The 12,521-nt window shown below is 65.2% G+C and carries 10 protein-coding genes; all 10 read right to left on the bottom strand.

Features of this window, described 5'->3' with window-relative positions; genetic code table 11:
- Positions 1 to 92: 92 nt before the first annotated feature.
- Positions 93 to 1,397 carry an ABC transporter substrate-binding protein gene (locus AB870_RS06870; protein ID WP_047907438.1) on the bottom strand — a complete coding sequence of 435 codons (1,305 nt, stop codon included), beginning with the start codon at positions 1,395 to 1,397 and terminating at the stop codon, positions 93 to 95.
- Between the two features lie 112 nt (positions 1,398 to 1,509).
- Positions 1,510 to 2,730: an ABC transporter ATP-binding protein gene (locus AB870_RS06865; protein WP_084663393.1), complete on the bottom strand. Its 1,221-nt coding sequence runs from the start codon at positions 2,728 to 2,730 to the stop codon at positions 1,510 to 1,512.
- A 133-nt stretch (positions 2,731 to 2,863) separates the two neighbouring features.
- Positions 2,864 to 3,733 carry an alpha/beta hydrolase gene (locus tag AB870_RS06860; protein ID WP_047907437.1) on the bottom strand — a complete coding sequence of 290 codons (870 nt, stop codon included), beginning with the start codon at positions 3,731 to 3,733 and terminating at the stop codon, positions 2,864 to 2,866.
- A 2-nt stretch (positions 3,734 to 3,735) separates the two neighbouring features.
- Positions 3,736 to 4,662: a DUF4118 domain-containing protein gene (locus AB870_RS06855; protein WP_053059603.1), complete on the bottom strand. Its 927-nt coding sequence runs from the start codon at positions 4,660 to 4,662 to the stop codon at positions 3,736 to 3,738.
- 244 nt (positions 4,663 to 4,906) lie between these two features.
- Positions 4,907 to 5,725, bottom strand: coding sequence for a M55 family metallopeptidase (locus AB870_RS06850; protein WP_047907436.1), 819 nt, complete (start codon positions 5,723 to 5,725; stop codon positions 4,907 to 4,909).
- Between the two features lie 62 nt (positions 5,726 to 5,787).
- Entirely contained in the window at positions 5,788 to 6,903 is a 1,116-nt protein-coding gene (locus AB870_RS06845) for a DmpA family aminopeptidase (protein ID WP_047907435.1), read from the bottom strand.
- A gap of 20 nt (positions 6,904 to 6,923) precedes the next feature.
- A complete protein-coding gene (gene gsiD, locus AB870_RS06840) occupies positions 6,924 to 7,841 on the bottom strand; it encodes a glutathione ABC transporter permease GsiD (RefSeq protein ID WP_084663391.1) in 918 nt (305 codons plus the stop codon).
- 11 nt (positions 7,842 to 7,852) lie between these two features.
- Positions 7,853 to 8,773: a glutathione ABC transporter permease GsiC gene (gene gsiC / locus AB870_RS06835; RefSeq protein ID WP_047907434.1), complete on the bottom strand. Its 921-nt coding sequence runs from the start codon at positions 8,771 to 8,773 to the stop codon at positions 7,853 to 7,855.
- Between the two features lie 106 nt (positions 8,774 to 8,879).
- The gene (gsiB, locus tag AB870_RS06830) at positions 8,880 to 10,439 is read right to left on the bottom strand and encodes a glutathione ABC transporter substrate-binding protein GsiB (protein WP_047907433.1); all 1,560 of its coding nucleotides are present in this window, start codon (positions 10,437 to 10,439) and stop codon (positions 8,880 to 8,882) included.
- A gap of 179 nt (positions 10,440 to 10,618) precedes the next feature.
- Positions 10,619 to 12,439, bottom strand: coding sequence for a dipeptide ABC transporter ATP-binding protein (locus AB870_RS06825; protein WP_047908900.1), 1,821 nt, complete (start codon positions 12,437 to 12,439; stop codon positions 10,619 to 10,621).
- Between the last annotated feature and the right edge of the window lie 82 nt (positions 12,440 to 12,521).

The following is a 12,521-nucleotide window of genomic DNA, read 5'->3' as shown; positions in this document are numbered from 1 at the left end:
CGTACGGGTGCCCGGCGTCGAGGTACTACAAGACTGATTCACTACGGCGGCGCCCGGCGCATGCCGAACGGCAGCGCCGATGCCCGCCGGCGTCAACGCGCATACGGACGCAGAATGCGATCGGCTTCGCGTTGCGCGTCGTCGAGCGCTTGCTTCGGCGACTTGGTGCCGGTCACGGCGGCCTGAATGGCGTCGTTGAGCGACTTCGTCACGCGCTGATTGTCGTGCGTCGAGAACTCGGCAACGCTCACGCTCAGTTGATCGCGCGCCACCGCGGCGGCAGGCACCTTCTGCACGTACTGCTTCATCGCGGGGGTTTCCCACGCGGCCGGCGTCACGGCGACATAACCCGTGTCAATGCCGAACTGTGCCGCGCGCTCGGGCGTGGTGGCCCACTTGATGAACGTCATCGCCGCCTGCTTTTCCTCCGGCGTCGACTTCTTGAAGACGTAGAAATTGCCACCGCCCGTCGGGCTGCCGCCGCGCACCTTGGCCGGCATCTTGCCCACGCCGAACGGGAACGAGGCGTTGGTACGGATGTTGGTCAGGTTGCCCGTGGTCGTATAGATGATGGCGGCCTTCTTCTCGAGGAAGTCTTTCGGCGTGGTGCCCCATTCGATCGCGCCCGTCGGCATGACCTTGTATCGAGTCGTCAGGTCGACCCAGTATTGCAGCGACTGCACGGCCTGCGGTGCGTTGAGGAACGTTTTCGTGCCGGCCGGATTCATCAGTTCGATGCCCGCCGGTGTGGTGAATGCCTGGAACAGCCAGTAGGCAAAGCCCACGGACGGCACCTTGATGCCCCACTGCGTCACGTTGCCCGAGGCGTCGCGCCTGGTGAGCTTCTGCGCGGCGCTCACGAGTTCGTCCCAGTTCGCCGGCGCGTGCTCCGGGTCGAGGCCGGCCTCACGGAACGCATCCTTGTTCCAGTACATGACGATGGTCGAACGTTGGAACGGCACGCCCCACGTGTGGCCGTTGATACGCGAGTTCAGCATCAGCGCCGGATAGAAGCCGTCGAGCCACTGCTTGTCGGCTGGCGTGTTGGCGATGCTGTCGATGGGCACGACGGCATCCTCGTCGATGAGCGTGAAGACGTCGGCCGCCGCGAGCACGGCCAGTTGCGGCGGCGTACCGGCCTTTGCCGCGGTGAGCGCCTTGACGACGGAATCCTGGTACGACCCGGCGTACACCGGCTTGACCTTGATGTTCGGATGGTCCTTCTCGAAGTCCGCGACCAGATCGTTGATGATCTCCGTGACCGGGCCGCCGATGGCGACCGGGTAGTAGAACTGAAGCTCGACCGGCTTTTGTTGCGCGAAGGCCGAGCCGGTCAGGCCGCTCATTGCCACTGCGGCCAGACCGGCCGCAAACGTTTTCAGCATCGTGCGTCGCATTTCTCTGGATTCCCCATGTAAGCGTAGTGGTGAGGTGACGGATGATCGATCGCGGCCGTCCCAGGCGCCCCGCCGCGCCATGACGAAGGCGCTCGCAGCGACGGCCCCGCGCTCAGGCGTGTGGTTCGCAGACCCCAGCCGACGCGTGCGACGCGACGGCGACAGGCGGGGCGGCGTTCGTCATGCCTTCGTGCGCAAGCAACGAGGCCGGGACCGGGGCTGGGGCTGGCGTCTGCGGCGCACCGCCGAGCCGCGTCACCGTCAGCGCGGCGTCCGCTATCCGCGCGCCCGATGTGGCGTCGAACAGATGCTGGTCGGCGGCGTCCCATCGCAAGCCGATGGCGTCGCCCGGCAGGAAGGGACGATGTCCCGGCACGCGCGTTGCGATCTCGCCCGCCTCGCCCAGCGTGCAGGCCACGAGCGTATCGGCGCCCAGATATTCGACGGCACTGACCGTCGCAAGCACAGCGCTGGCGGACATGGGCGGCACGGCGCGCACATGCTCCGGGCGCAGACCCAGCAGGGCTTCGTCAAGCGGACCGGCCTTCGCGAGCGCCGGCCCCGTCTGTCCGGCAGGCACCAACGCATCGCCATGACGCACTAGGCGCAGTAACTGCATCGGCGGCGTGCCGATGAAGCTGGCCGCAAAGCGCGTGGACGGCGCGGCGTAAAGCGTATGCGGCGCGCCGTGTTGTTCGATGCGCCCGCCGCGCAGCAGCACGACCTGGTCGGCCATGCTCATCGCTTCGGTCTGATCGTGAGTCACATAAACGAGCGTCATGCCGAGTTGCTGTTGCAGCGCACGGATCTCGCGCCGCATCTCCTGACGCAGTTGCGCGTCGAGGTTCGAGAGCGGCTCGTCCATCAGACACACCGGCGTCTCGGCGATCACGGCACGCCCAAGCGCTACGCGCTGCTGCTGGCCGCCCGAGAGTTGCGACGGCTTGCGCTCCAGATACGGTGCCAGTCCGAGCAGCGACGCCACGCGCGCGAGGCGCTGCGGATAGTCGCGTGCCGGCTCCCGGCGCACCCGCAGGCCGAACAACAGGTTCTCGCGCACGGACAGATGCGGGAACAGCGCGTACGACTGGAACACCATGGACAACTTGCGACGCGCCGGCGGCAAGGCCGTCACGTCTTCGCCGCCGAGCAGAATGCGACCGCGGGTCGGCGTGTCCAGGCCCGCGATCATGCGCAGCAGCGTCGACTTGCCGCAACCCGAGGGGCCGAGCAGCACCACGAGCGAGCCCGCGTCAACCGCGAAACTCACATCCTGAAGCGCATGTGTATCGCCCCACTGCTTGCTGACGGATTCGATGACGAGCGATGACATGGTTGAATTTGCGCTGCGTCGCCCCGGAAAAACGGGCGACCGGATCGGAAAAACCCGACCTTAACCGGCCATCGATGGCAGTTTGATGACATCGCGCGCATCGCCGCCGGCGCGGCTCGCGAGGCTGCCGGTATCAGGCAGCAGCCTGACGGCGCTTGGCGCGCAGCAGCGCCTTGGAGATGATGCGCGTCTCGGACGCGGCGGCACCGGTGCGGCGCGCCACGGCGTCGCGGAAGAATCGGCGCGTTTCGTCGGCAACCGTTTCACGCTCGTTGTCCATCGTCAGGATGTGATAGCTCTCGCCGAGCAGACACTTTTGCCTTACCTCCGAAGACACGCCGTTGTAGACGATGCGCGCGTTGTGCGGGCTGGCGGTATCGTCGTCCACCGCGTGCACGATGAGGCAGTCCGCCGTCACACGATCGAGCCGGTTGCGCACGTAAGACGCCAGGCGGCGCGCGTTGTACAGATGTGCGATGGGAAGCGAGGCCGAGCCGATCTCGGAGGCGTCGTGCAACGACATCGATTTCTCCACCCGCGCACGCAGCGCTTCGTTCTTCAGACCGAAGGGGGCCTTCTCGTAGTAGCGATAGCGATGGCCGAACGGCAGGTGGTACAGCAAATCGAGCAACGGATATGCCAGCGGAATGCTCCATCCGTCGTAGACGAGCGTGACAGCCAGCACCGAGATCGCCGCCACATCCGGCTCCTCTTCGGCCACGGCCAGCGCCAGCGTCGCGCCCATGCTCAGGCCGCACAAGGACACGGTCCGATGCGTGTCGCGCAGTTCGCGATACTTCGCGCGGGCGGCCGCGATCCATTCACGCCAATGCGTGCACGGCGAACCGAGGCCATAGCCTTCGATATGCGGCACCGACACGGTGTAACCGTCGCGATGCAACGCCTTGGCGACCGGACGCATTTCGAGCGGCGTGCTCGACAGGCCCGGCAACAGCAGCACGGCATGCTCGCCGCCCTTGTAGAAAATGTCTTGGTCGAACATAGTCAAACCCCGCCGGAGACGACGGGCGTACCGCTCATGCGCGGTGCTTCGGGCCTCGTCGGCGTATTGGTCGTGCAAACCGTATGGGAAGCGCCCGATGCGGGCGTGATGCCATGCAACGGCGTCACCGCCCGCACGGCCGGTCCCGTGTGCACGCGCAGAATCACGTACGTGCCGACATGGGCGCGGAAGTGCTGCAATTCGCAGTGGATCGTTTCGAAGCCGCCGTCGCGCGTGCGCACGCGCAGATTGTACGCACCCGGCTGGGGCGGCTCGCCCTCGGCCGAGAAAAGTCCGGCCATGCGCTGGGCGTCATCCGGATGCAGCAGCGCACGCAACCCGTCGCGCTTGATCGCCTCCGGTGCGACGCCCGTCTCGCGGCGGAAATGCTCGTCGATGAATTCGTAATGCGTGGCGCGGTTGGCCAGGTAGACAATGGAGTCGAGGTGCTTCGTCAGATACGTCATCAACGCGTTACCCAACTGCACCGAATCGGACAGCACCATGCGTTCGTTCTCGGCGCGCAACAGCATCTCATAGCGTGTCTGGGCGACTTCCGCGATGAGCTCGGCGCGGTACTGCGCGCGGCGCAGGCGCTCGATAAGCGCGACCGCGAGCGGCGTAATCATCAGGAATCCGGCGACGATCATCACATCGCGCCGGTCCAGCTCGGCGATATCGCGAAACGGCGGTACGAAGAAGAAGTCGAAAATCGGAATGCTGATGATCATGGCCATGATGGCCGGCCCCAGTCCCCAGGTGAATTCGACGATGATGGCCGCGCAAACGAAAAAGAGCCCCGGCATCGAATGATCCAGGACCGGATGCAGCAGGCTGCGAACAAGAAACGCAGCAAATACCACCATGAGTGCGCCGACGTAGCGCTTCGCGCCGGGCTCCGCCCAGCGTCGGGCGTTTCTGATTTCCATGATTCCCCGCCGGCGCTTGCCGACGCTCGATAAACCGTCGCTGCCCGTTAGCGGCACAGCTGTTACAAAATATTACGGATTATCGCACGTCCGGCCTTGACGTTTAGGCGCGGCGAACCCTTAGAGAGTCGCGCCTTCGCAACATGGCAAATGCCGATTCAACGCTGGCGCGCCTTCGCGGGCAATACCGGATCGGTCGACAGGGAAAAACCGGTGACGGGACTTCACGAAACCCGGCACATCGTCAGCGCAGCATGAAGGACATCGCGGACAGGCAGTTCAGCATGCGAACCGCCGCCTCCACGCTTGGCGCTTCGAATTGCAGGTTCACGCCGTCGATACGTTCGAGCGCCGGCCATTGGCAGAAGAGATCGGCGAGCGCCGTCGTCTGTGCCTGCAAACGGACTTCGACAGGCGTCTGTACCTTGTACGTGTGCCATTTGCGCCTGTCTTCCAGGGCCGCCTTCGCCGCCTCGCGAATCAAATCGCAGGACTGCGAGGGACTTAGCGTCATGCCGCTGCCCTGCCCCCACGCGGCCTTCGTCTGAACGAACTGCGCGGACGGAAAGAGGAGTTGCGTTTCTTCGCAGAAGACGTCGTCACCGCTGGCCATGACCATCGGGACGCCGCGCTCCCCGGCGAGCGCCCCATACAGCATCGCTTCGCTCGCCTCGGCACCGCCCAGCCAGACGCGCGCGAACGCGAAGCTGTTGATCGTGTGCGCCAATATGCCGGCGCTCTGAGCCTTGCCGTGGTACCCAATCATGAACAGCGCGTCGCAGCCGGCTTCCACGCCGGCGACCATGCCGAGATAGCGCGGCTTGCCCAGCACGAGGCGGGCGCGCGGATCGAGTTCGTCGGGCAGCAAATTACGGAAGCCGCCGTGCGAGTCGTTGACCAACACCTCGGTCGCGCCCCCCGCAAAGGCGCCTTGGACGGCGGCGTTGGCTTCGCGCGTCATCCAACGGCGCGCACGTTCGTATTCGCCGTTGCCGGCCCGCGTCTGTTCGGCGTGGAAGACGCCGGCGACGCCTTCGATGTCGGTGGAAATCAGGATTCGCATAGTGTCGGTAATCTCATCGATGACGGCCGGCCGGACTACCGCGCCGGGCCTGAGCGCCCGGCTCAGAGCGTGGCCCAGTCGGGCAACACGTCGGCGAGCGCACGTCGCACGTGGGCGTCGCGCCCGAGCACGGATTCCGCGGCAAAAAGCGCGTGCAGGATCGCCTGCTCGGTGGCGTCGGCCGTCGCCTGAAAAATGGGATCGAGTTGCGCATCGGGGACCAGCGCAGCCGGGGCGACGCGTCCCATGGCATCGTGCGGCATGGTGTAGCCCGTGGTGAAAGCCAGTGCGACGTCGCCGCTGCCGTGGCCGTAGACCGAGCCGGTACGCGCGAGGCCCGCCGCGGTACGCGTGGCCACCCGGCGCAACTGACGCGCATCGAGCGGTGCGTCGGTGGCGACAAGCATGATGATAGACCCACGTTCGGGTGCGGCGCTTTGTTCGGGCTGCGCGAGGCGTGCGTCGAGTACCGGGCCGACGTGGCGTCCGGCAATCGTCAATTGCGACGCCCGGCCGAAGTTCGACAACACCAGCACGCCCACCGCATACGTCGCCCCAGCCGTTTCCACCACGCGCGACGCCGAGCCGATCCCGCCCTTGAGACCGAAGCTGGACATGCCGCGCCCCGCGCCGACGGCCCCTTGCGCGAAGTCGGACGCTGCATTCGCCAGCGCTTGCGCATAGTGCGCCTCGGTGACGGAGAACGCCTGCATGTCGTTCAGATACCCGTCGTTGCATTCGAACACCGCCGGATTGAGCGACGGGCTGCCGCGACCGATCTCCGGGTTGGCGGCAATCGCGGCACGCAACTGGCCGAGGACGACGTGGCTGACGGAGAACGTATTGGTGAGCGCGATGGGGGCTTCGACGACGCCGAGTTCGTCGATCTGCATCAGACCGACGCTCTTGCCGAAGCCGTTGATCACCGCGGCCCCCGCGGGAATCCTGGTGCGAAAAGGATCCCACTGCGCATCTGGCGATACGGCGCCGGTATCCGCGGCGGTGGCCGGTGTCGGGCAGACGACCGTCACCCCCGTTTGCACCGGCCCGTCGGCGAGCGTGACATGTCCCACGAAGACCCCGGGCACGTCGGTGATCGCATCGCGCGGCCCCGCGGGCAGCAATCCGATGTAGGGAGCGCCGTACGACGCTTCGCGAAAATCCGGCAGGGAGGTCATGTCTCGCTCCTGCGGGGGCATCAGTGCCTGTCGAGCTTCGGATCGAGCGCGTCGCGCAGGCCGTCGCCGAGCAGATTGAAGGCGAGCACGGTCAGGAAAATGGCCAGACTCGGGAAGATGGCGATGTGCGGCGCGTTGACCATGTCGGCGCGCGCCTCGTTGAGCATCGCACCCCATTCCGGCGTGGGCGGCTGTGCGCCCAGCCCGAGGAACGACAGGCTCGCGGCCGTGATGATCGACGTGCCGATACGCATCGAGAAGTACACCACGATGGACGACACCGTGCCCGGCAGAATGTGCCGCATGATGATCGTCCAGTCAGACGCACCGATGGAGCGCGCTGCTTCGATATACGTCAGATGCTTGAGCACCAGCGTGTTGCCGCGCACGAGGCGGGCGAATGCCGGAATCGAGAAGATGGCCACGGCCACGATCACGTTGATCATGCCGTTGCCCAGCACCGCTACCACACCGATGGCGAGCAGAATGCCGGGAAACGCGAAGAGCACGTCGGAGATGCGCATGACGATGCGATCCCACCAGCCTTCGTAGTACCCGGCGAGCAGGCCGAGCACCGTACCGATGACGGCGCCCAACGCCACGGAGCCGAAGCCGGCCGCCAGCGAGATACGCGTGCCGGCGAGCACACGGCTGAAAATGTCCCGGCCGAGCGAATCCACGCCGAACCAGTGCTTCGCCGACGGACCGGCGTTCAGGGCGTCGTAGTCGAAGAAATTCTCGGGATCGAACGGCACGAGGTGCGGCGCGAGGACCGCGAGAACGACCAGCAGCAGCACGAATACGCCGGCGACCATCGCGATGTGCTGCTTTTTGAATTTGCGCCAGAATTCGCGCCACGGCGTACGCACGCGATTGCCGCTGGCGGCCGCCGTCGCATTGACCGTGGCCGGCGGCGTGGAGGGTTGGCTTGCGCTCATTGTGCTTTGCCTCACTTGTAGCGAATGGTCGGGTTGATGACGGCATACAGCACGTCGACCACGAGGTTGATCAGAATGAACTCAAGCGAGAACAGGAGCACCAGCGCCTGAATCACCGGATAGTCGCGCATCTCGACCGAGTCGATCAGCAGGCGTCCGAGCCCGGGCCAGTTGAACACCACCTCGACGACGATCGAGCCGCCGAGCAGAAAACCGAACTGCAAGCCCATCATGGTGACCACGGGGATCATGGCGTTGCGCAGGGCATGCTTGAACACCACGTGCATCTCGTTCAGGCCTTTCGCCCGCGCGGTGCGCACGAAGTCCTCGTGCAGCACTTCGACGAACGCCGAGCGGGTAAAGCGCGCCATCACGGCGGCCACGGCCGCGCCCAGCGTGATCGAGGGCAGGATGTAACTCTTCCACGAATCGGCGCCGATGGTCGGCAACCAGCCGAGCTGCACCGAGAAAATCTGCATGAGCAGCATGCCCAGAGCGAATGCCGGGAACGAGATCCCCGAGACCGCGAACGTCATGCCCAGCCGGTCGGGCCAGCGGTTGCGCCACACGGCGGACGCCACCCCAAGGCCCATGCCGATCAGCACCGACCAGATCATGCTGACCAGCGTAAGCCACAGCGTGGGCAGGAAACGGCTGGCAATTTCTTCCGACACCGGTTGCTTGCTGCGCATCGACAGCCCGAAGTTACCGCGCACCGCGTGCGTGATGAACGTCGTGAACTGGGTGAGCAACGGCTTGTCGAGGCCGAGATCCTGACGCACGAGTGCAACGGTCGCCTCGTCCGCCTGCGGCCCTGCCGCCAGACGCGCCGGATCGCCCGGCAACATGTGCACGAACGCGAACACCAGCACGGCCACGATGAGCAGCGTGGGGATCAGGCCGAGCAGCCGTTTGAGAAAGTAATTGAGCATCGCAATCTTGCCGAACGTCTTGCCAAAACCATGTCTTGCGGTAGAGCGCGCCGCCAGCCGGAGCCGGCGGCGCGAGGAACATCGACTTCGCCGATGGCGCCGTCGATCACTTCATCGAGATGTCGGTAAAGTTGAACGAGCCGTCGGGCATCGTGTACACGCCCGTCAGGTTCTTGTTACGTGCGTACAGCAGCTTTTCCGTCACGAGGAACGCCCACGGCGCGTCGTTCCAGATCTTCTGTTGTGCGTCGGTGTACAGCTTCGTCTTCTCGGCACGGTCGGTCGTGAGCAGCGCCTTGCTGAAGTCGGCGTCGACCGCCTCGTTCTTGTAGTACGCGGTGTTGAAGAGCTTCGGCGGGAACGACTCCGAGCTCAGCAGCGGGCGCAGCGCCCAGTCGGCTTCGCCCGTCGAGGACGACCAGCCCACGTAGTACATGCGCACCGGGGCCTTCTCGGGGTCCGGGGCCGACTCGACGAGTTCGACACGCTGACCGGCTTCCAGGGCGCGAACCTGCGCCTTGATGCCGACCTGCGCCAGTTGCTGCTGCACGAACTGAATCACCTTCTGGGCCGTGGTGTACGTGTAGGCCGACCACAGCGTGGTCTCGAAACCGTTCGGGTAACCGGCTTCCTTGAGCAATTCCCGGGCCTTGGCCGGGTTGTACGGCCACGGCCCGGTCTTGACCGCGTAGTCCACACCCTTGGGCACCACACCGTCGGCCGGCGTGGCGTAGCCCGCGAAAGCCACCTTCACCAGCGCTTCCTTGTTGATGGCGTAGTTGATGGCCTGACGCACACGGACGTCGTCGAACGGCTTTTGCTTCGTGTTGAAGCTCACGTAGCGCTGAATGATCGACGGACCGGCGATCACGTCGACCTTGCCGCTGGCCTTCAGGCCGTCGGCCTGTTCATACGGCACAGGGAAGGCGAAGCCCGCTTCGCCCGTCTGCATGACGGCTGCACGCGTGTTGTTGTCCACGACCGGCTTGAAGGTGATCGTGTCCACCTTCGGATAGCCCTTCTTCCAGTAGCCGTCGAACTTCTTCACCTTCACGTAATCGGTACGGTTCCATTCGACGAACTCGAACGGGCCGGTGCCGACCGGATGCGAGGCGATGTCCTTGCCGTACTTCTTGAGCGCTTCGGGCGAAATGATTACGGCCGACGGGTGGGCCAGCGTGTTGATGAACGGCGAGAACGCTTCCTTCAACGTGAATTTCACCGTGTGCGGATCGACGACTTCCGTCTTGGCGATTTCCTTGTACAGGTTGTAGCGCTTGAGCTTGTTGTCCGGATTCGTCACGCGGTCGAAGTTTGCCTTCACGGCGGCGGCGTCGAAGTTCGTGCCATCCTGGAACTTCACCCCCGGCTTGAGCTTGATCGTGTAGACGAGACCGTCCGGCGAGACCGTGTAGCTTTCGGCCAGCACGTTCACGAGCTTCATGTCCTTGTCGAAACCGAACATGCCTTCGTAGAACGACTTCGCGACAGCCTGCGACAGCGTGTCGTTCGCGTCGTACGGGTCCATCGTCGTGAAGGTCGACTGCACGGCCATCACGACATCCTTGGCGGCGAACGCCGGGGCGGCGCCGAACACGGCGGACGCCACAGCGACGGACGCAAGCGCGGTTTTCCAGCGAGCGCCCAACAAAACGTTTTTCGACATCTGTCTTTCTCCTTCTGGTCTGACGGGGTCGCCGCGGGCGAGTCGTTCGACTGCGCCACTTGGCGGGCATTATGGTGACTACAAAGACTTGCAACTGCGCAAACTGCTAATGACTGCCTGACACTGCATGAAACCTGCCCGGCCTTTCGTGCCGCGGGGACACCGGATGCCTTCGTCCATCAGTACGCGCCGGCCACGCGGTGACGCGCCACGAAGTGCCCCGCGCCGACTTCCACCAGCGGCTGCACCTGCGGCTCGTCGCCGACCAGGCGAATGGGGCTCGGAATCTCTTCCGTCAGCAATTCCCGTTTGGCATGGCGGCGCGCGGGATCGGCAATCGGCACGGCCGACATCAACTTCTTCGTGTACGGATGTTGCGGGTTTTCGAAGATCGCGCGGCGCGGCCCGATCTCGACGATCTGGCCGAGAAACATCACCGCCACACGGTGGCTGATGCGCTCCACGACCGCCATGTCGTGCGAAATGAACAGGAACGCGATGCCGAACTCCTTTTGCAGGTCCAGCATCAGGTTGATGATCTGGGCCTGCACGGAGACGTCGAGCGCCGAGACGGATTCGTCGGCGATCACGACCTTCGGCTTGAGCGCCAGCGCCCGCGCAATGGCAATACGCTGACGCTGCCCGCCCGAGAACTCATGCGGATAACGTTGCGCGTATTCGGCGGGCAGCCCCACACGCTCGAGCAATTCGGCCACGCGTTTTTCGGCTTCGGCGCCACTCGCGACACCGTGCACCAGCAACGGCTCCATGATCGAGAAGCCGACCGTCAGGCGCGGATCCAGCGAGGCGAACGGGTCCTGGAAGATGAACTGAATATCGCGGCGCAGGGTCTGCAATGCGCGACCGGCGAGGTCGTGAATCGGCTTGCCGCCGAACTCGATGGAGCCGCCCTGGCTCGCGACCAGACGCAGCAGTGCGCGGCCGGTAGTCGATTTGCCGCAACCGGATTCGCCCACCAGGCCAAGTGTCTCGCCCGGATAGAGATCGAAGCTCACGCGCTCGACCGCGTGCACGCGCTGCTTTACGCGACCGAAGAAGCCCGAGGGCACGTCAAAGCGCGCAACGAGGTCCTTGACGCGCAGGATCGGGCCCGCGTCGGTCCTGACAGTGGGCTGCGGCGTTTCGTCGGCAGGCGCGGCGTCGGCCGGGGCGTCGTAGCGCAGCAACGGGAAGCGCGCCGGCAGATCCGTGCCCTGCATCGAGCCGAGACGGGGAACCGCCGAGAGCAGCGCCTGCGTGTAGCGCTCGCGCGGCGCGGCGAAGATGTCCGCCGACCGGCCCTCTTCGACCTTGTCGCCGCGGTGCATGACCAGCACGCGATCGGCCACTTCGGCCACCACGCCCATGTCGTGCGTGATGAACACGACGCCCATGTGCATCTCGTCTTGCAGCGCGCGAATCAGTTGCAGAATCTGCGCCTGAATCGTGACGTCGAGGGCCGTGGTCGGCTCGTCGGCGATCAGCAACCCCGGCTTGCACGAGAGCGCCATTGCGATCATCACGCGCTGGCGCATGCCGCCCGAGAGCTGGTGCGGAAAGCGCCCGAGCACGCGCCGCGCTTCGGGAATGCGTACGAGTTCGAGCATGCGCAGGGCCTCGGCGCGCGCCGCGGCAACGTCCTTGCCCTGGTGCAGACGAATGGATTCCGCGATCTGCTCGCCGACCGGAAACACCGGGTTGAGCGAGGTCATCGGTTCCTGGAAGATCATCGCCATGTCGGCGCCGCGAATGCTGCGCATGGTGCTGCCGCTCGCGCGCGTGAGATCGACGAGCTTGCCGTTGCGGCGGCGCATGATCATCGAGCCCTGGGTGATGCGGCCGCCACCGTTCTCGACGAGCCGCATGGCCGCGAGGGAGGTAACGGACTTGCCGGAGCCCGATTCGCCCACGATGGCGAGCGTCTCGCCACGATCCACATGGAAGGACAGGTCGCGCACGGCCGTGACCACGCGCTCGGACGTCGCGAACTGCACGGTCATACCGCTCACGTCGAGCACGCGCTCGTCGGGCAACGAAATCGTAGGGGTTGTCTTACGCTCAGCCACGCCTGTCCTCACTCAT

Source organism: Pandoraea faecigallinarum, assembly GCF_001029105.3.
GTDB lineage: Bacteria > Pseudomonadota > Gammaproteobacteria > Burkholderiales > Burkholderiaceae > Pandoraea > Pandoraea faecigallinarum.
The sequence above is the reverse complement of the archived record's forward strand: the minus strand, read 5'-3'. Positions and strand labels throughout refer to the sequence as shown.

Coding starts and splice junctions, on each gene's coding strand:
- AB870_RS06860 (WP_047907437.1), bottom strand. CDS start 3,733: ATGTTCGACCAAGACATTTTCTACAAGGGCGGCGAGCATGCCGTGCTG.
- AB870_RS06850 (WP_047907436.1), bottom strand. CDS start 5,725: ATGCGAATCCTGATTTCCACCGACATCGAAGGCGTCGCCGGCGTCTTC.
- AB870_RS06825 (WP_047908900.1), bottom strand. CDS start 12,439: ATGACCGTGCAGTTCGCGACGTCCGAGCGCGTGGTCACGGCCGTGCGC.
- gsiC (WP_047907434.1), bottom strand. CDS start 8,773: ATGCTCAATTACTTTCTCAAACGGCTGCTCGGCCTGATCCCCACGCTG.
- AB870_RS06845 (WP_047907435.1), bottom strand. CDS start 6,903: ATGACCTCCCTGCCGGATTTTCGCGAAGCGTCGTACGGCGCTCCCTAC.
- AB870_RS06855 (WP_053059603.1), bottom strand. CDS start 4,662: ATGGAAATCAGAAACGCCCGACGCTGGGCGGAGCCCGGCGCGAAGCGC.
- AB870_RS06865 (WP_084663393.1), bottom strand. CDS start 2,730: ATGTCATCGCTCGTCATCGAATCCGTCAGCAAGCAGTGGGGCGATACA.
- gsiD (WP_084663391.1), bottom strand. CDS start 7,841: ATGAGCGCAAGCCAACCCTCCACGCCGCCGGCCACGGTCAATGCGACG.
- AB870_RS06870 (WP_047907438.1), bottom strand. CDS start 1,397: ATGCGACGCACGATGCTGAAAACGTTTGCGGCCGGTCTGGCCGCAGTG.
- gsiB (WP_047907433.1), bottom strand. CDS start 10,439: ATGTCGAAAAACGTTTTGTTGGGCGCTCGCTGGAAAACCGCGCTTGCG.